At 55.0% G+C, this 22,590-nt stretch carries 21 protein-coding genes; 11 read left to right on the plus strand and 10 right to left on the minus strand.

Annotated elements, in window-relative coordinates:
• Window positions 1–498: 498 nt before the first annotated feature.
• A complete protein-coding gene (abc-f, locus tag JTP09_RS00880) occupies window positions 499–2,097 on the minus strand; it encodes a ribosomal protection-like ABC-F family protein (RefSeq protein ID WP_204876000.1) in 1,599 nt (532 codons plus the stop codon).
• A gap of 187 nt (window positions 2,098–2,284) precedes the next feature.
• Here abc-f and JTP09_RS00885 point away from each other — a divergent pair, with 187 nt between their 5' ends.
• Genes JTP09_RS00885 through JTP09_RS00895 form a run of 3 tightly spaced genes read left to right on the plus strand, consistent with a single transcriptional unit; the run spans window position 2,285 to window position 4,275 of the window.
• Window positions 2,285–2,875 (plus strand): biotin transporter BioY, encoded by a 591-nt coding sequence (locus JTP09_RS00885; RefSeq protein WP_204876002.1) that lies wholly within the window; start codon window positions 2,285–2,287, stop codon window positions 2,873–2,875.
• Between the two features lie 15 nt (window positions 2,876–2,890).
• On the plus strand, window positions 2,891–3,664 hold the full coding sequence (locus tag JTP09_RS00890) for an energy-coupling factor ABC transporter ATP-binding protein (protein ID WP_204876004.1): 774 nt from the start codon (window positions 2,891–2,893) through the stop codon (window positions 3,662–3,664).
• Entirely contained in the window at window positions 3,661–4,275 is a 615-nt protein-coding gene (locus tag JTP09_RS00895; RefSeq protein ID WP_204876006.1) for an energy-coupling factor transporter transmembrane protein EcfT, read from the plus strand. The genes JTP09_RS00890 and JTP09_RS00895 overlap by 4 nt, the downstream gene beginning before the upstream one ends.
• A 143-nt stretch (window positions 4,276–4,418) precedes the next feature.
• On the opposite strand, the gene JTP09_RS00900 is transcribed toward JTP09_RS00895, so the two are convergent.
• Window positions 4,419–4,997 (minus strand): TetR/AcrR family transcriptional regulator, encoded by a 579-nt coding sequence (locus JTP09_RS00900; protein ID WP_204876007.1) that lies wholly within the window; start codon window positions 4,995–4,997, stop codon window positions 4,419–4,421.
• An 88-nt stretch (window positions 4,998–5,085) separates the two neighbouring features.
• Between JTP09_RS00900 and JTP09_RS00905 the strand changes: the two genes are divergently transcribed.
• A complete protein-coding gene (locus JTP09_RS00905) occupies window positions 5,086–5,571 on the plus strand; it encodes a flavin reductase family protein (protein ID WP_204876009.1) in 486 nt (161 codons plus the stop codon).
• Between the two features lie 55 nt (window positions 5,572–5,626).
• Window positions 5,627–6,955: an NtaA/DmoA family FMN-dependent monooxygenase gene (locus JTP09_RS00910; protein WP_204876018.1), complete on the plus strand. Its 1,329-nt coding sequence runs from the start codon at window positions 5,627–5,629 to the stop codon at window positions 6,953–6,955.
• Between the two features lie 51 nt (window positions 6,956–7,006).
• On the opposite strand, the gene JTP09_RS10145 is transcribed toward JTP09_RS00910, so the two are convergent.
• Window positions 7,007–7,510, minus strand: a complete 504-nt coding sequence (locus JTP09_RS10145; protein WP_204876020.1) for a nitroreductase family protein — start codon at window positions 7,508–7,510, stop codon at window positions 7,007–7,009.
• Between the two features lie 247 nt (window positions 7,511–7,757).
• On the opposite strand from JTP09_RS10145, the gene JTP09_RS00920 reads away from it, so the two are divergent.
• Complete coding sequence (locus JTP09_RS00920) at window positions 7,758–8,885, plus strand: SGNH/GDSL hydrolase family protein (RefSeq protein WP_204876022.1); 1,128 nt, start codon at window positions 7,758–7,760, stop codon at window positions 8,883–8,885.
• Between the two features lie 97 nt (window positions 8,886–8,982).
• Here the strand turns inward: JTP09_RS00920 and JTP09_RS00925 are convergent, their stop codons facing one another.
• The 5 genes from JTP09_RS00925 to JTP09_RS00945 all read right to left on the minus strand — a co-directional run bounded on the left by JTP09_RS00925 (window position 8,983) and on the right by JTP09_RS00945 (window position 13,726).
• On the minus strand, window positions 8,983–9,324 hold the full coding sequence (locus tag JTP09_RS00925; protein WP_204876024.1) for a metal-sulfur cluster assembly factor: 342 nt from the start codon (window positions 9,322–9,324) through the stop codon (window positions 8,983–8,985).
• A gap of 9 nt (window positions 9,325–9,333) precedes the next feature.
• Window positions 9,334–10,089: a Fe-S cluster assembly ATPase SufC gene (gene sufC, locus JTP09_RS00930; protein WP_204876027.1), complete on the minus strand. Its 756-nt coding sequence runs from the start codon at window positions 10,087–10,089 to the stop codon at window positions 9,334–9,336.
• A gap of 108 nt (window positions 10,090–10,197) precedes the next feature.
• Window positions 10,198–11,445, minus strand: coding sequence for a Fe-S cluster assembly protein SufD (gene sufD / locus JTP09_RS00935; protein WP_204876028.1), 1,248 nt, complete (start codon window positions 11,443–11,445; stop codon window positions 10,198–10,200).
• Entirely contained in the window at window positions 11,446–12,903 is a 1,458-nt protein-coding gene (sufB, locus tag JTP09_RS00940; RefSeq protein ID WP_204876030.1) for a Fe-S cluster assembly protein SufB, read from the minus strand.
• Window positions 12,904–12,982: 79 nt separating this feature from the next.
• The gene (locus JTP09_RS00945; RefSeq protein ID WP_204876032.1) at window positions 12,983–13,726 is read right to left on the minus strand and encodes a metalloregulator ArsR/SmtB family transcription factor; all 744 of its coding nucleotides are present in this window, start codon (window positions 13,724–13,726) and stop codon (window positions 12,983–12,985) included.
• 117 nt (window positions 13,727–13,843) lie between these two features.
• On the opposite strand from JTP09_RS00945, the gene JTP09_RS00950 reads away from it, so the two are divergent.
• The 3 genes from JTP09_RS00950 (at window position 13,844) to JTP09_RS00960 (ending at window position 16,774) form a co-directional block, all read left to right on the plus strand.
• The gene (locus JTP09_RS00950) at window positions 13,844–14,860 is read left to right on the plus strand and encodes an ABC transporter ATP-binding protein (protein ID WP_370592459.1); all 1,017 of its coding nucleotides are present in this window, start codon (window positions 13,844–13,846) and stop codon (window positions 14,858–14,860) included.
• 4 nt (window positions 14,861–14,864) lie between these two features.
• Window positions 14,865–15,629, plus strand: a complete 765-nt coding sequence (locus JTP09_RS00955) for an ABC transporter permease (protein WP_239478539.1) — start codon at window positions 14,865–14,867, stop codon at window positions 15,627–15,629.
• 62 nt (window positions 15,630–15,691) lie between these two features.
• Complete coding sequence (locus JTP09_RS00960; RefSeq protein WP_204876035.1) at window positions 15,692–16,774, plus strand: heme A synthase; 1,083 nt, start codon at window positions 15,692–15,694, stop codon at window positions 16,772–16,774.
• 105 nt (window positions 16,775–16,879) lie between these two features.
• Here the strand turns inward: JTP09_RS00960 and JTP09_RS00965 are convergent, their stop codons facing one another.
• Both JTP09_RS00965 and JTP09_RS00970 read right to left on the minus strand, forming a co-directional pair.
• Window positions 16,880–17,383 (minus strand): MmpS family transport accessory protein, encoded by a 504-nt coding sequence (locus JTP09_RS00965; protein ID WP_204876036.1) that lies wholly within the window; start codon window positions 17,381–17,383, stop codon window positions 16,880–16,882.
• Between the two features lie 367 nt (window positions 17,384–17,750).
• Window positions 17,751–18,704 carry a heme o synthase gene (locus JTP09_RS00970; RefSeq protein ID WP_204876601.1) on the minus strand — a complete coding sequence of 318 codons (954 nt, stop codon included), beginning with the start codon at window positions 18,702–18,704 and terminating at the stop codon, window positions 17,751–17,753.
• A gap of 499 nt (window positions 18,705–19,203) precedes the next feature.
• On the opposite strand from JTP09_RS00970, the gene tkt reads away from it, so the two are divergent.
• Window positions 19,204–21,315: a transketolase gene (tkt, locus tag JTP09_RS00975; protein ID WP_204876037.1), complete on the plus strand. Its 2,112-nt coding sequence runs from the start codon at window positions 19,204–19,206 to the stop codon at window positions 21,313–21,315.
• 131 nt (window positions 21,316–21,446) lie between these two features.
• Complete coding sequence (gene tal, locus JTP09_RS00980) at window positions 21,447–22,547, plus strand: transaldolase (protein ID WP_204876049.1); 1,101 nt, start codon at window positions 21,447–21,449, stop codon at window positions 22,545–22,547.
• Window positions 22,548–22,590: the final 43 nt, after the last annotated feature.

Raw genomic sequence — 22,590 nt, forward strand, 5'->3', positions numbered from 1 at the left:
CATCTCTGATATCTTGACGCTCTTAGTTATCGTCGCCTTCTGACCAGAAAACATCAACCTCTACACCCTCAACCTGTGCGGGGTACATTGCGTATGAGCCAACCACGGATTTCATCCTTTCATCTCACAGTTCTCTCGCCCTCACCCGCGCGGTTACCCGCACCAACTTAAGAACAATAAGAACTGTTCACTGTGCCAACACCTCTTTGTGATGGCACCTATTCATCAGTGTTTCGTGAGTCTTTGCACTCAACACCGGCATCTTATCCAGGGCAAAACGCAAGCTTCAAGGGTTTGTGGGAAACCACAGAAGCCCAAGATGTGGGTTTTGTATACTTTTCAAGGGTAATACCATATTATTATGAGGCTTATAACGAGTGAGTCTTTCATATTTCAAGACACACTGTGCGAAACCACATAAACACAAACGCGCGCAGCCCCCTTGGTAGGAAACTGCGCGCGTCCGCCCGATGAAAAACAGGAGGCATCATTCACCGACTAGGCGAGAGAAATAAGATCCTGGTATTCCTTGTTCCACAGATCCTCAACAGCATCAGGCAGCATCAGCACACGCTCGGGATTGAGAGCCTCAACAGCGCCCTCATCATGCGAAACCATCACAATAGCACCTTTATAACTTGCCAACGCATTCAGAATCTCTTCGCGCGATGCCGGGTCAAGGTTGTTGGTCGGCTCATCCAGCAACAAGACATTTGCCGATGAAGCCACCAGGGTCGCCAGCGACAAGCGGGTCTTCTCACCACCGGAAAGAACACCGGCGGGCTTATCAACATCATCACCCGAGAACAAGAAAGAACCGAGAATGGTGCGCACGCGCGTATCGTCTAAATCCGGTGCCGCCGACTTCATATTCTCAAAGACAGTGCGGTCGTGATCCAAAATTTCGTGTTCCTGCGCAAAATAACCAACCTTCGCCCCGTGCCCGTAAGTCACCTCACCGGTATCAGGCTGAGTAGTCTTTGCCAGCATGCGCAGCAAGGTAGTTTTACCGGCACCATTAAGACCCAGCACCACCACCCGTGAACCGCGGTCAATTGCCAAATCAACGTTGGTGAAAATCTCCAGCGAACCGTAGGACTTCGAAAGGTCCTGAGCAGTCAGCGGAGTCTTACCGCAGGGCGCAGGGTCAGGAAAGCGAATCGCAGCGACCTTATCAACAACCTGCTCTTCTTCAAGCCCTCGCATCAGTTTTTCAGCGCGCTTAATCATCTGCTGGGCAGCAGCAGCCTTCGTTGCCTTGGCTCGCATCTTCTCAGCCTGCTGCATCAAAGCTCCCGCCTTCTTCTCGGCGTTGGCACGCTCGCGCTTGCGACGGGCAGCGTCCTGCTCACGCTGGGTCAGGTAATTCTTCCAACCCATGTTGTAAATATCGATGACCGCGCGGTTGGCGTCCAGGTAGAAGACCTTGTTAACCACTAGCTCCATGAGCTCAACGTCGTGACTAATCACCAGCAGCCCGCCCTGAAAATTCTTCAAAAATTCGCGCAGCCAGATGACAGAGTCAGCATCCAAGTGGTTAGTGGGCTCATCGAGCAGCATAATATCGGCATCAGAAAAGAGGATGCGCGCTAGTTCCACACGGCGACGCTGACCACCTGAAAGAGTGCGCAGGGGCTGATGCAAAAGACGCTCCGGCAAATCAAGATTTGAGGTAATAGTTGCTGCTTCAGATTCAGCAGCGTACCCACCACCGGCAATAAACTCAGCTTCCAGACGGTCATACTGACGCATTCCCTTAGCGTGCTCGGCAGGGTCTTCACTTGCCATCATCTCTTGGGCGCGGCGCATCCGACTCGCCACACCGTCCAGACCGCGAGCAGAGAAAATGCGGTCTTTCGCAAGCTGCTCCATATCTTCGACTTTAGGATCCTGCGGCAGGTAACCAATTTTGCCGCTGCGGGTTACATCGCCATCAGCAGGCAGGGTCTGCCCGGCGAGAACCTTGGTCATGGTTGTTTTTCCAGCGCCGTTTCTGCCCACCAAGCCAATCTTGTCGCCTTTGTCGATACGGAAGTTCACTTCATCCATCAGCAGGCGAGCGCCAGCGCGCAGTTCAAGGTTGGTGACTGTAATCAAGAGGGTATCCTTATCGAGACAAAGTGTGCGTGGCGGTGAGTTACGCGTTTTCCCTGTACGGAGCAGGGGCGCGGCTCAGCATTTTTAAGCTTTTTATAGTCTAACGGTTGGCGGGTGGGTTTGAGGCGGTGGAACAGGTCACCCTGCCCGTTTTGAACACTGTTCAAAAAGTGTTTATAGTGAGTGCATGAGTTCAACACATACCTCTGCCCGCCCCACTTCTGCGGGTACCTCTATTGCGCTTGTCGCTGTTTTTGCTGCCCTTATTGCCGCCTGTGCCCTTCTACCCGCGATTCCGATCGGACCGGTTGGTGTTCCTATCACCTTACAGACCCTCGGCGTCTATATCGCGATGCTCGTTCTGGGTCCCCGGCGAGGTGCAGCAGCCTGCACCCTCTACCTGATAGCTGGCTTCATTGGTTTGCCGGTGTTTGCTCGTGGCGGCTCCGGTGTTGGTGTACTGGCAGGTCCCTCCGCCGGTTATCTGCTGAGCTATCCCGTAGCGGCGGCTGTCGCAGGCTTGGTGGGCTACATGCTTATTCGCAAGTACCGCGCACATCTTGCAGGTTTCTTCGGACAGTTCGCGGCAACCTGCATCGCTTTACTCATCATTACAGGAATGGGAATCGTTGGCATGATGGTCAATGCCCACCTCACCCTTGGGGCAGCATTCTCTGCCGCTATTATCTATATTCCCGGTGACCTTATCAAAGGCGTGTTGGCAGCGCTGGTTGCTGTTGCCGTTCACCGCGCATTCCCACAGCTTGCCGGCAAGTAACCTACAATCAGCACTATGCGTTTTTTTCGCACTCAGAAAACCCCGAAACCCGCCCCCACTTTTTGCCAGGGGGCGGGAATCGCCTTTAACGCCGCGTCCTTCGCAGACGCTCTGGGGCAGCACACTATTATTGAGGCTCTCTCACTAACCCTCACGGCACCCTCCACCGCTTTGCTGGGGCTCAATGGCAGTGGCAAGTCTTCCGTTCTCAAACTCATTAACGGCATTAATACTGCCAGCAGTGGCTCTATCACAGTTGATGGTGTTGAGGTAGCGGGCAATGAAAGCGCAGTGCGCTCGCGGGTGGGCTTGCTGTTTTCTAATCCGCTGGCGCAGCTGCTGATGCCCACACCGGTTGAAGATTTAGAGCTTTCCCTGCGCTCGGTCATCACCGATGCCACCCAGCGCCGGACGCGCGCGCTGGAGCTGCTCGAAACACGCGGGTTGGGCGATCGCGCCCACTCCAGCGTCTACGACCTTTCAGGGGGCGAGCAGCAACTGGTTGCTCTTTCTGCCGTTTTAGCGGTGGAACCTGAGATTTTGTTGCTGGATGAGCCAACGACCCTGCTTGATCTTCGTAATCGGTTGCGCCTGTTTGAAGTTCTTGATTCCTTAAATCAGCAGCTGGTAATGAGTACCCACGATCTCGAACTTGCCGCTAGGTGCGATGAAGCTGTGGTGATTCATGAAGGCAGGCTCTGGTGTAAAGGGCCTACTGATGCTGTCATCGAGCAGTATCGCCTGTGGTGCGCTCAGGGCTTCCCGGCAGAGCCGGTAGGTGAGCTGTGACCGGTCAGCAGCTCTTTGGCACTTACTGCCCCGGCACTACCCCGGTTCACAGGGCACCCCTGTGGACTAAAGGTCTTTTCTTGCTGGCCTTGAGTCTGACGCTGGCGCTGACTCGCCAGTGGTGGATTAGCACCGTTGCCCTCGTCATTGTTGTTGCTATCGGGGCAGCGGGAGGGGTTTCCATTAAATCTTGGTGGCATTCATTTGCTCCCCTGGGGTGGATTCTGGCGATTCTGATTATTTTTTACACCCTCACCAGAACGCTACCAACAGGTGCAGATGTCATCTTCACTCTTCTTGCCGTTGTTGCCGCATCACGCATCCTACTCACTACCACCGCCCTGCCGACCCTCATTGACGGTTTTCTGCATCTCATTTCGCCTCTGCGGCTGGTTGGCATTAAGACGGACAGGTTCGCCCTTGCTTTGGCGCTGATGATTCGCTCGATCCCGGTGCTCTTCAACGAGTACGAGCTGCTCAAGCAGGCGGCAGCAGCTCGCGGTGTCTCCCCTGCCCCGCACCGGTTGCTGATTCCCTGGGTGATTTCGGCTGTTGCTTACGCTCACCACACCGGGGACGCGCTCAGCGCCCGCGGGCTACCAGAAGACTAAACCTATCTAGCGATAGCAAAAACCCACCAGAGACGGTAGAGAATTCTACGATGATCGGTGGGTTTTTCGTATGTCGCGGTGCCAGGATTAGATCCTTGGGTGTCAGCTCGGTGCCAGCCCTGCGCTTACGCAGTATAACGCCTTCACATACCGGGTGAACGCCAGCCGGTGGCAAGCAGTTCGTACAGCACTTCAGGGTTCTCACTGTGCTGGGCAGCCCATGCCATACCCAAAGTTGCCAGATAGAGTTCACGCCCGGTTACCTCGGGACGCACCAGCCCAGCCCGCTGCACAGGTTCCAGCAGCGCATCCAACTGAGCAATCACGTCCTGACACTGCATATTGAGCGGTGAATTGTATTCTTCAACCGCCCGGCGCATGGGTTCGGTCAGCCCTTCGTAAGTAGCAAACCAGTCAGCGAGCGCGCGCAACCAAGCGGTCAGCGCCTGAAGTGACGCTGCTGGGTCGCTCGTGATTTCCGGAGTGATATCGGGGGCTTTGACTGTTTTTTCGTCAAGGACCGCGGCGATGAGAGTTTCACGGTTGGGGAAGTTGCGGTAGAGGGTTCCTACTCCTACCCCGGCGGCTTTAGCGATGGCGTCCATGGAGATGTTAACGCCGTCAGTTTCGAAGGATATGCGGGCTACGTCAAGAATTTTTTGGCGGTTTTTAACCGCATCAGCGCGGGGTTTTTTGGTGTTTTCTGTTGTTTTTAAGTTCATGGTCTCATTCTACACTTGAAAAGTGGAGAGCGCTTCCGTATAGTCCTTTTTATAAACGGAAATATTCTCCACTTAGAAAGGTTGAAGCATGACTATCACTTCACACAGCTCTCACAACTTACGCAAGACCTTCGGCATCTACCCCACCGGCATTGCCCTGACCGCAGGTCACCTTGACGGCACCCCGATAGGAATGCTCACTAACTCTTTCGCAACTGTTTCATTGGAACCACCCCTGGTAACCGTCAGCTTCGCCCACACTTCCACCACCTGGCCGCAGCTACACAAGATACAGCGTTTGGGCATCAGCTTTCTGAGTGCTGATGATTATGACACTGCCCAGCTTTTGCGTCGCCCCACCGCTGAGCGCTTCGAGAATCTAGAGGTGCAGAAAAACAGTGATGGCTCACTCGTGCTCCCGGCAGCGGCAGCCCACCTCATCGTTGAGCTCAATCAGGCATTTGAAGCGGGCGATCACATCATGACCCTGTGGAAAGTTATCTCGCACAAACGCCAAGACGACGCGCGTCCGCTGGTTTTCCATGACGGTACACTGCACCAACTAGCTGCCTAACTCACCCTCATCCCTTAGATCTCTCAGAAGAAAAACACCCCGAAAGGTAAGAACAATGTCAGAGAAAAAAATGCTCATCGGTATGCAGATGGGTAACGGATACGGCTCCCAAGTTACCGCATGGAAGTTCCCCGGTGTTGACCCACTCAACTACGCCAATCTCGATGCACACGTACGTTACGCGCAAAAGGCGGAGCGCGGCAAGTTCCAGTTCATTTTCTTTCCCGATTCACAAAATGACACTCAGGCATCGAATGCTGAAGCGCCTCAGATGACTCTTGATCCACTCATTACCATTGCGTCAATGGCGCGTGAGACCAAGAACATTGGTTTTGCAACCACCGCCTCAACATCGTGGAATGCTCCCTACAACCTGGCGCGCCAACTCAAGACCCTGGATGTCATAAGCGGTGGCCGTATAGGCTGGAACGCCGTAACCGGCTCTGACCCGCGTGCTGCGGCTAACTTCGGTGAACAAATGCAATCCAGCGAAGATCGCTACGGTCGTGCCCACGAGTTCATTCAAATCACCCAGGCGCTCTGGGGTTCCTGGGATAAAGATGCCTGGGTAGCCGATGCCGAAAAGGGCATCTTTGCCGATAAATCCAAGATTCGCCCTATTAACCTCAGTGGCAAGTACTTAGCTTCTGCAGGTCCGCTGCCTATCCCGCCGTCCAAGCAGGGGCAGCCGGTGATTTTCCATGCTGGAGGCTCCCCCAATTCACTGACTATTACCGGTAATTACGCCAATGTGGTAATTGGTGCGACTTTCACTATTGAGGATTCCATCCGTCAGCGCAACGCTGTGCGCGCAGCCGCCGAACGCGCCGGACGCAACCCCGATGAGGTCAAGTTTATTGCCGGTGTTATGCCGACCGTTGCTGCTACCAAGCGTGAGGCGCTGGATCGTCGCGGTAGGTTCGTGGAACCTAATATTGGTCAGCGCGTGAGTTACTTGGGAATGATGCTCGGAACTGCCCTCACCCTTGATGATCTTGACCAGCCGCTCTCCCCCGAATTCCTGGCTAACGCGCGTCCGAACCCCGGTGACCCCCGCTCTGCCAAGGCACTAGAAATCGCCCGCAAAGGGTGGAGCGTGCGCGATATTCTTTACCACGGCGTCATTGATTTTCACCCCTCACCGGTGGGCACCGCCGAGGAGGTCGCCGATCACCTGACCGAGTGGTTTGAGGCAGGAGCCGCCGATGGTTTCTGGTTCTCACCCGATGCGTATGAGGACGGCATCGATGCGTTTGTGGATGGCGTGGTACCGATTTTGCAGGAACGCGGTCTCTTCCATGCCGACTACGAGGGCGAAACTCTGCGCGAGCACGTAGGAGCACCCGAGCAGTACGGTTTGGACGCGCGCATGGTTCAGCAGTAAGACACTGCATAAAGACCCGCACCTGTTGCACAACAGGTGCGGGTCTTTTTCTTACAGGACATCTAGAGGACGCCGGGGGTATCCGTGCAGCACGATGGATTCGGCGAGCTCTACACGGCCGGGGCGAGCGTTGAAGAGGGCATCTTCTTCATTACCGCAACCAAAAGCAATGCCGAAGAGGAGCTTATAGCCAGGCTCCACACCCAGAGCCTTGCGGGTAGTACCTGCAAAGAGGGAGACTGCAGCCTGAGGAATGCCATGGTAGCTGTGAGCCGCCAGTGAGAGCAGAAAGTTCTGCGCATACATACCCAAATCGGCAGCTTCTCGCTCAGTGCCTTCCATTTCGGGCATGAAGAGAAAGGCTACGTGCGGTGCACCGTAGAAACACAGGTTATCTCGCACGATTTCTGTGCGACCTTCATGATCTTCGCGGGTAATCTTGCGTGCCCCGTAGGTGATTTTTGCTAGTTCTTGCGAACGCTTGACATAGCGTTCTGACCCATAACCGGAGGGGAGGTCCTCATCATAGCCCCGTTCAGAGAAAAACCAAGGCACGACGCGTATCAAGCGCGCTCAGACCCAACCCCTCCACCCTCGTCTTTGCCTGCTCGGGCGATACTAGATAAGACTGCATGTGCTGTACCTCTTTTATAGACGGTGCTAAGAATACGGTTTACGGTAGATTGTATGCATTACGCCCCCCTTGAAGTCAGCAGGTTATCCGGCGGGCTGGCACGAAATTTTCGCCACCATGAATCATGTCCTGCCCTAGCCTTACCCTGTTAAGGACTATAAGCACTTCATGTATTACCCTGATTCTTCCGGCAGTACCCTCACTTTTAGCCAGACCGATGAGGATTGTAGTGATGATAACCTCATTATTATTGGTCCCGCAGAAAACCTTGTGAGTACCCTGCTACAGGGCAAAATTGTGAGCGCTGAGCTTATTAAATTGGTGCGCCGGGCACCCTACTCAACTTTGCCCAACCAAACGCATCAGCCAGCCAATCGCGTGTACCCTAAAACTATGATTTACCAGCTCCCCCTCTTTTCTTTCGGAACCCTGCTCGATCCGGCAGTGCAGCAGTACGTCTTCGGTAGCACACTCACTCACAGCCGGGGTTCCCTTGCCAACATGCACTTCACAGAGGTACCTATCAATGACCCTGCCGTTATTGCAGCAAGCGGACTTGCCGTACACCGCGGACTTGCCAGCCACCTGGGAAGTAGCATCGACGGTGGACTTCTTGCACTTAGCTCCGAACAGCTAACCCAAGCAGACGCCTATGAGGTCAGTGCTTATGCCCGCCGCCGCGTCCTCACCACTGACGGCAACCAAGCCTGGGCCTACCTGAACGCTCGACCCCTCGCATCTGCCGAACGCATTGGCATCATTGGTGACGGCATTGCCTACGGTCGTTCCGACGCGCGGGGAGGCTGGGCGCAGCTATTGCATTCAACTCACCTTGCCCGCAACGAAGACCGCCACCGTCTCTGGAACTTTGCTATTCCCGGCGAGAAACTCAGCAATCTCGCCGACTACGCACCGGCTGAACTTGCTCGGCGCTCTATTGATACCGTAATCATCGGCGCAGGAATCAACGACCTCATCGCAGGCACTTCATCTGCTGCTCTGCTCCAAGAAGTTGAAAATCTCTGCACCATTCTTGAAGTCGAAGGACGCCGTCCCGTCGTCCTCACACCCCTATGGTTGAATACGGAACAGGCTGCCCAAGACTTTGGCGTTTCTGTCAGCCTTTCCACGGTGCTTGATTACCGCAACCTGCTATTGACATGGGGAACACGTACCTACCGTGACGTTATCGACCTCTACCCCGTACTTGAGGAATTGCCCGAGTATTTGATAGACGGCATTCACCCCGATGCAGGCGGTCACGAGCTTATCTATCAGGCCTTATCTACCGGCTAAAGCTAATTTCACAAAAAACGCGAGGGGTAAGTTATCGTTCAATAGTCCCTAAGATGATGAACGATAGCTGACCCCTCGCGGTGTCTCTAGCGATGGACTAGATGTTGAAGCCCAGCGCGCGCATCTGGTCGCGGCCGTCTTCGGTAATGCGCTCGGGGCCCCACGGCGGCATCCAGACCCAGTTCACGTGCCACTCGTCAATCATGGTTTCCAGGTTCTGTGCGACCTGTTCCTCGATGACGTCCTGCAGGGGGCAGGCGGCGGTGGTTAGGGTCATGTCTAGAATCAGAGCGTTGTCATCATTCCAGCGCATGCCGTAGAGAAGACCCAGATCAACGATGTTGACGCCCAGTTCGGGGTCAATCACGTTCATCAGCGCTTCTTCGATTTCTTCCTGCGACGGACGCCCGCCAGCAGGTGCTTCGGTAGTCTCAGTCATGAGCTATCTCTACTTTCCGATGTAAGAGACGTAACCCTCTTCTTCAAGGCGGTCAGCCAGCTCGGGGCCGCCCTGATCTACCATCTTGCCGTCGACGAATACGTGAACGAATTCGGGCTTGATGTAGCGAAGAATGCGAGTGTAGTGGGTAATCAGCAGTACCCCCATGTCGTTGTTGTCGTGCGCGCGGTTAACACCCTCTGACACAACCTTCAGCGCGTCTACGTCAAGACCTGAGTCGGTCTCATCGAGAATACCGAACTTGGGCTTGAGCAGTTCGAGCTGCAGAATTTCGTGGCGCTTCTTCTCGCCACCTGAGAAGCCTTCGTTCACATTACGTGAGACGAAGTCGGGGTCGATCTTCAAATCAGCCATCGCTGCTTTGACGTCCTTGGTCCAGGTACGCAGAGCGGGTGCTTCACCGTCAATAGCGGTCTTTGCTGAACGCAGGAAGTTCGACATGGTAACGCCGGGGATTTCCACGGGGTACTGCATCGCCAGGAACAGGCCAGCGCGAGCGCGCTCGTCCACGCTCATTTCGGTGACGTCTTCACCGTCGAGCAGAATCTCGCCGGAGTCTACAACGTACTTGGGGTGGCCAGCGATGGTTGATGCCAAGGTTGATTTACCTGAGCCGTTGGGGCCCATGATGGCGTGGATTTCGCCGGAGTTGATGGTGAGGTTTACACCTTTGAGAATCGGCTTGGTGTTTTCATCATCGAGGATCACTGAAACGTGAAGGTCCTTGATTTCAAGAGTTGACATATCTGATGCCTTCCTAAAGTCTGTTGCGCTGCCCCTTGCTCTGAAGGGGAGCTAAAAAGTTGGGTGCGGCAGGTAGGTACCCGACGCGAGGGAGTGAGTGCTCAGTACTTAGTTGTTGCTCAGCGCCAGTTCAGCTTCGAGTGCGTCCATGAGTTCGGTTTCGAGGCTTTCGATGCCGATCTGCTGGATGATTTCGTTCAAGAAGCCGCGCACAACCAGTCGGCGAGCTTCCGGCTGGGTGAGGCCACGTGCCTGCAAGTACCAGAGGTGCTCGGGGTCGAGCTGACCGGTAGTGGAGGCGTGACCTGCACCGGCAATGAGACCGGTCTCAATTTCGAGGTTGGGCACGGAGTCAGCGCGGGGACCATCTTCGAGCAACAGGTTGCGGTTAAGCTCGTAGGTGTCGGTGCCTTCTGCTTCTTTACCAATAAGAACATCGCCCACCCACACGGAGTGCGCGTTTTTGCCCTGCAAGGCGCCCTTGTAAGTGACGCGGGACTTGCAGTTGGGTACTGAGTGGTCCACGAAAAGGCGGTTCTCAAGGTGCTGACCAGCATCAACAAAGTAGAGACCGTACATTTCGGTTTCAGCGCCGGGGGCTGAGAACTTGGTGGAGGGGGTCACGCGCACCAGGTCGCCGCCGAGTGAGACGTTCACGTGCTTGAAGCGAGCGTCGCGACCCAAGTGTGCGTACTGGGCGGACGCGTGGATTGCGGTGTCTTCCCACTGCTGCAGGGTGATGACGGTCAGCTCTGAAGAGTCGCCCACGATGAACTCAACGTTTTGTGAAACCACTGCATCACCAGTGTGACGCAGTACAACAACAGCCTTTGAGAAAGGTTTGGTCTCCACTACGATGTGCTGGGCAGCGAGCTTTTCGCCCTTGCCTTCGATAGAGATGTTGATGTGCTCATCCAGCTCGGTTTCCTGGGCGACGGTAACAACGGTTGCTTCGGTAAAGTGCGACCAAGCATTAGCTGCCACGATGTCTTCGGGAATACCGGCTGAGCCGATGCGCGCGTCCTCGCGGTCTACGGTTTCAACGGTGACACCGGTGGGTGCTTGAATGTTGATACCCAGACCTGCCTGAGTCAGAGCCTCAGTGTGCAGTCCGCCCAAGCGCTTGAGCGGGGTGAAACGCCAGTCCTCTTCGCGTCCGGTCAGACGGTCGAAGTCCTCCACTTTGTAAGAGGTGGGGCGACCCGCGCGTGAGCTGTCACTGACAGCGGGCTTAGCGGCGTGGCCGGTGGGCATCAGAGTATCGTCAGTAACGAACTCGCTGGCTAGCTTTTCGCCTTCTTGGTCCATACCCGGAATAACCGGTGCATCGTGACCCATAATCTTGTTATCAGACATTTAGCCTACTGATCCTTCCATCTGAAGTTCGATGAGGCGGTTAAGTTCAAGGGCGTATTCCATGGGCAGTTCGCGGGCGATAGGCTCCACGAAGCCACGCACAATCATTGCCATTGCGTCTTCTTCGGTCAGACCGCGCTGCATGAGGTAGAAGAGCTGCTCTTCAGACACACGTGAGACGGTTGCCTCGTGACCCATGGTGACGTCGTCTTCACGCACATCCACGTAAGGGTAGGTGTCTGAACGCGAGATGGTATCAACCAGCAAAGCATCACAAACAACCGACGACTTGGAGTTGTAAGCGCCTTCGCGTACCTGAATCAGACCGCGGTACGCCGAGCGCCCACCGTTACGAGCCACTGACTTAGAGACGATGGAAGATGAGGTGTTCGGCGCAATGTGAACCATCTTTGAGCCGGTGTCCTGGTGCTGACCTTCACCTGCAAACGCGATGGAGAGAGTCTCGCCCTTAGCGTGCTCGCCCACCATGTAGACAGCAGGGTACTTCTGGGTAACCTTTGAACCGATGTTGCCATCGATCCACTCCATGGTTGCGCCCTCATGCGCGAGCGCACGCTTGGTGACCAGGTTGTAGACGTTGTTCGACCAGTTCTGAATGGTGGTGTAGCGAACGCGCGCGTTCTTCTTCACAACAATCTCAACAACTGCTGAGTGCAGTGAGTCAGACTTGTAGATGGGCGCGGTGCAGCCCTCAATGTAGTGAACGTAGGAGCCCTCATCAGCGATAATCAGGGTGCGTTCAAACTGCCCCATGTTCTCGGTGTTGATGCGGAAGTAGGCCTGCAAAGGGATCTCAACGTGAACGCCCGGCGGAACATAAACAAAGGAGCCGCCTGACCACACGGCGGTGTTCAGAGCAGCGAACTTGTTATCGCCTGCGGGAATGACGGAGCCGAAGTATTCTTCGAAGAACTCGGGGTGCTCTTTGAGAGCGGTGTCGGTATCCAAGAAGATAACGCCCTGAGCTTCTAAATCTTCGCGGATCTGGTGGTAGACAACCTCAGACTCGTACTGTGCGGCAACGCCCGCCACCAGGCGGCTACGCTCAGCCTCGGGAATACCCAGCTTTTCGTAGGTGTTGCGGATGTCTTCGGGTAGATCTTCCCAGGTTTTTGCCTGACCCTCGGTGGAGCGGACGAAGTACTTGATGTTATCGAAATCGATTTCGCTCAAGTCCGGGCCCCAGTTAGGCATGGGTTTGCGGTCGAAGAACTTCAGTGACTTCAAGCGGAGGTTAAGCATCCACTCGGGTTCGTTCTTCTTCGCGGAGATATCGCGTACAACGTCTTCGCTCAAACCGCGCTTAGCGGACTGTCCAGCTTCATCAGAGTCATACCAACCGTATTCGTAGGTGCCGATACCTTCGAGTTCGGGGTTTGCCTCCAGAATTTCTGAAATGACGGTGCCGGACGCTTCGCGTTCAACTTTCTCAGTCATTACGGCCTTTCTTGGTGGGTTGTTCTTCACTGTGCGTGAAAAATCTTTGTCAACGAAATCTTGTGTGAGCAGTTACTGCTTACGTTTCATTCACACTTCTATTGAGCGGAACGTGTGTGGTACAAACGTGGGCGCCGGCTGCCATGGTGGATAGTCGGCGAACGTCCACTCCCAAAAGATCCGCAATTATTTCGGTTTCCTGGTCACAGAAAACCTGAAAATCTTCGGCAAGATCACGAATGGGGCAGTGACCTTGGCATAACTGTATGGACGCGAGCAGGTGGGCTGGCAGGGCGCGTCCGCCCGGTGGGGGGCTCATGGTGCTTGCTGATGCTACGTAGCCGTCGCGCGTCATAGCTTCTGCCAGAGCTTCGGTGCGGGCGGCAACGTCTTGCCCGGCAGCTTCGACGATGGGGCGGTAGCGGGCTTCCATCTCGTCAGCGCGTTCCTGAGCGAAACTGGTCAGCGCCTCCTGCCCTACTTTTTCTTTGAGGAGGGTCAGGGCGCTGTGGGCGATGTGCAAGTAATCGTTGCCTAGCTGGGCGTGCCCCTGAGGAGCAATAACGTAGCGTCGAGCCGGGCGACCGGCACCTGCCCCGTGCTTTTTAAGCAGGGTAACTTCAATCAGGTTATTTTCTTCGAGTGCGTCAAGGTGGCGACGCACTGCTGCCGGCGTCAGGTTCAAAAGTTCGCCCAGCGCCGCAGCAGAAACAGGGCCGTGTTCGAGAACGCCGTGGAGAACGCGGTCTCGCGTCCTCTCTTCTGTTTCTGTATTGCGCTTGCTGGCTGAATCTTTTTTATCTGCTTGCTTCACGGAATACACAACTAAAGTATGCCCTAATTTATTCCCGACTCTCTAGTTAGGTGAACCTACCTCTGACAGAGGCCCCATCACATCCTCAAAATGGAACAAGTTTGGGCGGTGACATAAGATATGAGGGTGTCTTATCAAACCCAGAAGAAACTACGCGGCACCGGTGCGCCCTGCGTCCTTTCGGTGCAGAACCTCGCCAAAGAATTTCGCCCCTCACGTAAGTTCCGTGATGCGAACCCTGATGCGCTGAGTACACGCGGAACATACAGGGCTGTTGAAGACATCAGTATTGAAGCCTACCCCGGCGAGATTACCGTCGTTTTAGGTGCCAATGGTGCCGGTAAAACCACCACTCTCTCCTGTGCCCAGGGGCTACAAAAACCCGACGGCGGATCCGTCTCACTTCTGGGTGAAGACCCGGTGCGTGCATCCGCCGAGCTGCGAGCACAGGTTGGCATCATGCTGCAAGATGGAGGGCTACCGCAGGCGGTTCACCCTCTTCCTCTGCTAGAACACATTGCCAAGATGTACGCTCACCCGCTACCTGTCAAAGAGCTGGCTGAGCGGTTGGGTATTCCAGAATTTAACGGCACTACCGTCCGCCGTCTTTCAGGCGGTCAAAAACAGCGCGTTGCCCTCGCTGCGGCGTTGCTGGGACAACCCAAAGTGCTCTTTTTAGACGAACCCTCTGCTGGTCTTGACCCTCAATCGCGTGCGGTGGTTTTCGATATTATCCGCGAGCAGCGCGATGCGGGCACCGCCATTGTGCTTACGACCCATCTACTAGATGACGCCCAGAAACTCGCCGACTATGTATATATCGTCAAGCGCGGACGCAATGTCGCCGAAGGCACGGTTGAGCAGCTACTGGCTAACACCGCAAACGGCAGCACCCAGCTCAGCTTCACCCTTGGCGCCGGGCAGACCTTTGACTTCGAAGAAGCGCTCTCCCCTCGCCGTCTTACCGGTCTCACCGCAGGACGCAAGGAAGATACCTACACGCTTTCAGGCGAGATTACTCCCGCGCACCTAGCACAGCTCACCGCCTACTTTGAAGCTCGTAACATCATGCCGCGATCCTTCACGCTGGCACCGCGAACCTTAGAGGATGTCTTCCTCGATATTTCAGGACGGAATCTGTAACCCCATGGCAACACACGCTGCCCCGGCAAGCCGCCGCATTATCGCCCAAGGCACCTACGAGACCGTTTCAATGCTGAAAAACGCTGAACAGCTCATGTTGCTCCTCGCTTTCCCCGTCATGGCTTTATGTACCCTGCGATTTACGGGAATCCTCGATACCTGGGCGAGCGCGCACTCTATTAGCCGTATTGATGCAACCCTTCCCGGCGTCCTAGCGCTCTCGGTTATGTCCACCGCTTTTTCAGGTCAGGGCATCGCCACTGGTTTTGATCGTCGCTACGGGGTACTGCGTTTTCTCTCCACCACCCCCCTAGGGCGCGGAGGGCTGATTGCGGGCAAACTGCTCGCCGTGGTCTTAGTGCTGATGGTTCAGGTAGTGGTGATTTGCAGCGTAGCCTTCATTCTAGGCTGGCAACCTGATGTTGCAGCCGTCTTAGCTTCTCTGCCGACCCTCTTACTGGGCGCTACTGCTTTTACCTCTCTAGGGCTGCTCATTGCAGGCACCGTACGCGCCGAAGCCACCCTCGCTATCGTGAATATGGCGTGGGTAATCCTCGCCGGAGCCGGCGGCATCTTAATCCCCGGCAGCTACCTTCCCGGGCCACTCTCCTGGTTCACACAGCTTCTGCCCTCCGGTGCTTTAGGTGAAGCCCTCCGCGCCCAATTTATCGCAGGAAACTTCTCACCCACCTCCCATCTCATTCTGCTCCTGTGGGCACTGGTCGCCGCAGCACTTGCCAGCAAATACTTCAAATGGTCAGCCTCCTAACACCCCACCCCCCGTTTTCACGACTTCCGCATCTAACCGCACGCAACATCTAAGGTCGCAACATGTCACTACGGACGCTCGGTTCACGTTTTGCCACACGATACATCCCCGAACAATACACCTCCTGGGTACGCGCCACCGCCTGGGGCATGCTCCTTGCCAACATCGGCATCGTAGCAACCGGCGGCATCGTCCGCCTCACCGGCTCAGGTCTCGGCTGTGACAACTGGCCCAAATGCAACGCAGACAGCTGGACAGTCACCCCAGAAATGGGCATCCACGGCGCCGTCGAATTTGGCAACCGCCTACTTACCTTCGTCCTGATGGCATTCACCATCGCCGCTTTCCTCGCGATTTTGCGCCTGGTTTTTGCCCGCATCACCGTGGGTGAATTCTTAGAAATCTTCTTCAAACGCAAGGGCTTCATCACCGGCATTCGTACCGCCGACTACCACTACGCTGACCTCTTCAATCTCGCCCTCATGCTCCTGTGGGGCATCCCCATTCAGGCAGTTGTTGGCGGCATCTCAGTATGGCTCAAGCTCAACCCCTGGATGATTACCGCCCACTACGTTCTTTCAGCCATCATGATTGCGCTCGCCGCTATCTACCTCAACCGTGTCTACCGCTACTTCGGCGACACCACAGCTGAGAAAGAAGAACTGACCAGCCCCGCCCTGCCCAACGGCACGTCTGCCCTACAAACCCTGGGCTGGATTGGCACCCTCATTGCTTCGGCACTGATTTTTATCGGCACCGTCGTCACCGGCACCGGTCCGCACGCTGGCGACCCCATGACCCACCGCCACGCCTTTGACCCTGTTACTGTCACCCGCATTCACAGCATCACCGCATGGGTGTACTGCGCAGGCATCGTGGTGCTCTTTGTACTGGCGAAAAAGTATGATTGGTCCGCCGCTATTCGCTCAGCCCTCACCTACAACATCATCATGCTGCTCTTTCAGGCAGCAGTAGGTTACTACCAATACTTCAACGGTCTGCCCATTCTGGTAGTAGAACTACACCTGATCGGTTCAGCCCTCTTCACCTGGGCGGCAGCCTCACTGATTGAGCGCATGATTACCCTCTCTCGCCCCTCCAACCGCAAGCGCGCTCTGGCTAGACTCAATGTGAGCGGCAAGTAATTCGCGCAGTTTTTTAGAACGCTAGACAAAAAAGTGGGGCACGCTCTGATGAGCATGCCCCACTTTTATGCTGTTATAACACCTTGAGAAAAATCAGAGAAGGTTTTACTTCTTGATTTCTGAAGGCAGAGTGCAGGTAATCTTGTTTTCGTCTGCAGAGAACTGCTCGTCCTGAACAACACCGTCTACAACAATCTTGCAGGCAAGATTAGCGGTAGTTTCACCCTTACCGGTAACGGTCATGGAGTAACCGTTTTCGGGGTGGATGTTCTCAATAGTAGTACTCCACTCGTTCTCGATAGCGTTGTCAGCTGATTTGGCGTCGCTGGGGCCGTGGTTCACAGCAGCTGCGCCGTCAGCAGTGACTGACAGTTCAAGGTCAACAGTCTTTTCAACCTCAGTGGTCTCTGCATTTTCTTCTTCGTTATCGTTGTTGCTGGTCAACAGTGAGCAACCACCGATGAGCAGCAGAAGCGCCAGCAGACCAAGCAACCAAGGCCAGATGCTCTTCTTCTTTTCTTCGGGTGCGTATGAGCCGTTGGTGCGCTCAGTGGCGCTGGTGCCGTGAGCTACGTGCTCGTTGTTGTTTGAGTGAGGAGTATTAGACATGTCACTACTTTCTTTTGGGATGTATGTGTGACACCTTCCTTAAACAATAATAAGGCAGGTGATAATAAGAATGCGCAATAAGTGCCTCAATGCCACAGCAGCACACCCCAGAACCCTAAATAGAACGTATATTCTATACATAGAGAATATATGTTCTACAATAAGGGCATAAAAGCGGTACTCCTAGCCCATCTTAATAAGGGGTTAGGGTTGGCGAGCCTAGCAGATGTACCGGCTTAGTCAATGAAACGAGATGTGCTTTCGCGCTGTGGCACTACTCAATGGAACGAGTTAGCACTGGTGAGGGCATAAAAATCCCCTCGCTAAAACTTTCAGGTAGGTGAACGTGCCAGCGAGGGGAAGATTTTTACAGGGAACTCATCACGGCTTCTCCCACGAAGGGGTCAAGTGCCAAGGCTATAAAAAGCACCGTCAGGTAGGTGATAGAACCGTGAAAGACAGTCATCGCGGTGCGGCTGGTTGCCTGTTCGCGCTGCGCCAGGCGGTAGAGCTTGTGGCAACCGTAGAGAAACCATGCACCAGCAATAGCAGCAGTGAGTGTGTACACCCAGCCAGCGCCACCCACCGGCACCAAAAGAAGCGAGCAAATAACCATCGCCCAGCCGTAAAGCACCACCTGCACTGACACGCTCTTAGCACCGGCGATAGCACCCAACATTGGGATGCCAGCGGCCTTGTAGTCCTCGGCGTACTTCATAGACAGGGGCCAGTAGTGCGGCGGCGTCCACAGAAAAATAACAGTGAAGAGCACAAAGGGTGTCCAGTTGAGGGAGTTAGTGACCGCTGCCCAAGCAATGAGTACGGGCATGCATCCTGCTAGACCGCCCCAGACGATGTTCTGGGCGGTGCGACGCTTGAGAAAAATAGAATAAAACACGACGTACAACAGAATTGCAATAAACCCCAGCAAGGCTGAAAGGGGGTTCACCAGTACGTAGAGATAAACGATAGAGAGCACCGCGAGCAACCAGGCAAAGGTGAGTGCCTCCCGGTCGTTGAGCTCTCCTGTGACCAGCGGACGCTTTTCGGTGCGCTTCATCTTGCGGTCAGCTTCGCGGTCAATATAGCAATTGAAGGCGCCGGATGCACCAGCTGCCATTGCACCACCAATCATGGTGTTGAGCATCAACCACAAATTGGGCACCCCGCCGGCAGCGAAAATCATGGTGGGCGCGGTAGTCACCAGCAGCAACTCAATAACTTGAGGCTTGGTCAGGTGAATATACGCGCGAATTTTCCTCGCCAAAGGGACGCGCTGCCCCGACTGAACGGGTGAGGGCGATGCGCTCTGAGCGGCGATGACGCTGGAGGTACCGTGACCTTTCACGAAGAAGGCTCCCTTGGAGGTCGTCGTGCGTGTGGCATCATAGGCGAGACCCGCGATGGCGGGTCTTGTATTCTTCTGCGCTCACAGTGTTACGGTCAGATTCACTAGCAAACGGTGCTGAGCCCCGGGAATGTGAATCCACAAAAGAAGGTGAGGCATAGGTAATGCACACGCGAAATTGTTTTACCTTTCAATCTTAGTGCCCGTAAGAGGTAAAACCTAATGTCGTGCGTAAAACCACGGTGCGAAACGATAATCAGCTGGTAGCTGATTTACCCGTAAACACTGGGTGAAATATGACCGGAATGTGGAAATTACGGGTCTGTGCCTCAGCAAAGATCGGTGTGAAAGACTAGACTCGAAGGTGAGAGTCACTAACAGTCTTGTGCGTGTCTGTGACCGCGGTGGGTAGTACCTACGGTGAGAGCGCGCGGACTGATGTGTTCACCCCTTATCTAGAAAGGAGAATTTCGTGCCTGATCTTGATGCGAAGTTCGAATGGACCACCGAAGACCAGCGTGCAGTTGATACCGCGCGTGTATTGGCAGCAGATGCTGTTGAGAAGATCGGTTCTGGTCACCCCGGTACTGCGATGAGCCTCGCTCCCGTTGCCTACACCCTTTTCCAGAAGGTTATGCGCCATGACCCCACCGACGATCGTTGGGCGGGTCGTGACCGTTTCATTCTTTCTCCCGGTCACACATCGTTGACTCTTTACCTGCAACTGTTCCTCAACGGTTATGGTTTGGAACTTGAGGACATTAAGAACCTGCGCGCTAAGGGTTCACTGACTCCCGGCCACCCCGAGTACGGTCATACCAAGGGCGTTGAGATCACTACCGGTCCGCTGGGTCAGGGTCTGGCATCCGCTGTTGGTTTTGCCTACGCGCAGCGTTACATGCGCGGCATGTTTGACCCCGAAGCTGCCGAAGGCACCTCCCCCTTTGACCATACTGTCTACACCATCGCATCAGAGGGCGACATCATGGAAGGTGTTACCTCAGAGGCTTCTTCTTTGGCTGGTCACCAGCAGCTGGGCAACCTAGTTGTTATTTTTGACCGCAACCACATCTCCATCGAAGACGACACCGATGTTTCCTTCACCGAAGACGTTCTGGCGCGCTACGAGGCATACGGCTGGGACACCACCCGCATTGACTGGACCGCCAGCGGCGAATACACCGAAGATGTAGAGGCTCTCTACAAGGCTATTGTTGCGGCAAAGAAGAACACCGATAAGCCCTCACTGATTGAGCTGCGCACCATCATTGGTTACCCCGCGCCCAATAAGCAGAACACCGGCGGCATTCACGGCTCCAAACTCGGCGCAGACGAGCTGGCAGCAACCAAGGAAATTCTGGGCTTTGACCCCGCAAAATCCTTCGTCATCGAACCCGAGATCCTCGAACACACCCGCAAGGTCATCGACCGCATGAAGGACGAACGCCAGCAATGGCAGGAATCATTCGAGCAGTGGCAACAGGCAAACCCCGAGGCAGCAAAGCTGTACGAGCGTTTGAGCTCAGGCAAGCTACCCGAAAACTACGCGGACGCTTTCCCCACTTTCGAGGCGGGCACCTCTTTGGCAACTCGCGCAGCATCAGGCAAGGTACTGAACGCTATTGCGGGCACCTTCCCCGAACTGTGGGGCGGTTCAGCTGACCTCGCTGGTTCAAACAACACCACTATTGAGTCGGCAAAGTCCTTCAACTCACCCAATCGCACCACCGAACAGTACACCGCCGACCCCTACGGTCGCGTCCTGCACTTCGGTATTCGCGAACACGCAGCTGCGGCAATCGTCAACGGAATTGTACTCAGCTCCCCCACCCGCGCATTCTCGGGTACCTTCTTGCAGTTCTCTGACTACCAGCGTCCTGCAATCCGCTTGGCTGCGCTCATGGGTATTCCCTCTACTTTCGTGTGGACCCACGACTCCATTGGTCTGGGCGAAGACGGCCCCACCCACCAGCCGGTAGAACACCTCGCTGCCCTGCGCGCAATCCCCAATCTGGACCTTGTACGCCCGGCAGATGGCAACGAAACATCTGTGGCATGGCGCAAGATTCTTGAAACCGCCGACCGCCCCGCCGGTATTGTGCTCTCACGCCAGAATCTGCCCGAGTTCACCCGTGAAGACATCCACGCAGACGCCGAGGGCGAGAAGTTCGCTTCAGCTGAGGGCGTTGCCCGCGGTGGTTACGTACTGGCAGAAGCTGAAGGCAACGTGGATGTTGTTCTGATCGCTACCGGCTCAGAGGTTCAGCACGCTGTTGAGGCTCGTAAACTTCTGGCTGAAGAGGGAATCGGCGCTCGCGTTGTGTCAATGCCCTCGCGTGAGTGGTTTGCCGAGCAATCAGCTGATTACCGCGAATCCGTGATTCCTGCGGCGGTCAAAGCACGCGTTTCTGTTGAAGCTGGCCTTGCGATGCCCTGGTACGACCTGCTCGGTTCAACCGGACGCGCTGTCTCACTGGAACAGTACGGCGAATCAGCATCTGCTGATGAGCTCTTCGAGCTCTACGGTTTCACCGGTGAAAACGTAGCGAAGGTCGCTAAGGAGTCTATCGAGGCGTCCAAGTAAAATCCCATCCATGCGGTGGCAGAGGGCAATGATGCTCTGCCACCGCGGATTCCACTGCACAATGCGCTCGACGGCTGACCCGTCTCTCACCGCCGAGTGCCCATGACAACACATTTTGAGGATGTTTTTATATGGCAACCCCCACCCAGAAATTTTCAGATGCCGGAGTTTCCATCTGGCTTGATGATCTCTCACGCGAGCGCTTGAATAACGGTTCGTTGGAGAAACTGATTGAAGAGAAGAATATGGTTGGTGTCACCACTAACCCCAGTATTTTTGCTGCTGCACTGTCGAAGGGCGAGGCTTACGCGGGTCAGTTCCAGAAGCTGGCGGCGGCTAGCACCGATGTTGAGGCGGCTGTTTTTGCGGCGACCACCGACGATGTTCGTGCGGCGTGCGATGTTTTCACTTCTATTTATGAGTCTTCTCAGGGTGTAGATGGTCGTGTGTCGATTGAGGTTGATCCTCGTTTGGCACATAACGCGACTGAAACCGCTGAGATGGCGAAGAAGCTGGCTGCGGCTGTTGATCGTGAGAATGTCATGATTAAGATCCCGGCAACTGTTGAGGGTCTGGAGCCCATCGCGAAGACTCTAGCTGAGGGCATCTCTGTCAATGTCACCCTGATTTTCTCGCTGGAGCGTTACCGCGAGGTTATTAACGCTTACATGCTGGGTCTTGAAGAGGCTCTCGAAAACGGTAAGGAATTGTCAAAGATTCACTCGGTAGCGTCCTTCTTTGTTTCCCGCGTGGATTCTGAAATTGATGGTCATCTGGAGAAGATTGGCACCGAGGAAGCGCTGGCGCTCAAGGGCAAGGCAGCTTTGGCGAATGCTCGCTTGGCTTACAAGGTTTACGAAGAGGAATTCTCTTCTGAGCGCTGGGAGCGTCTGGCAGCAGCTGGTGCCCATAAGCAGCGCCCGCTGTGGGCTTCAACCGGTGTCAAAGACCCCACCTACCCCGATACGCTCTACACCACCGAATTGGTGGCTCCCGGTACCGTCAATACTATGCCTGAGGGCACCCTTGACGCGCTGGCTGATCACGGTGTTGTTACCGGTGATACCATCACCGGTACTTACGCCGAGTCAGAAGAGGTACTGAACAAGATTGAGAACCTGGGTATCTCGTACAATGAGGTAGTAGAAAAGCTTGAGACCGAGGGTCTTGAGAAGTTTGATGCTTCGTGGGAAGAACTGCTGGAGACTGTTCGTCAGGCTCTTGCCGCGTAAGTAGTACAACGACTGAATCACTACACCGGTGAGGCACAATGGA

The sequence above is a fragment of the Rothia sp. ZJ1223 genome, assembly GCF_016900985.1.
Classification (GTDB): domain Bacteria; phylum Actinomycetota; class Actinomycetes; order Actinomycetales; family Micrococcaceae; genus Rothia.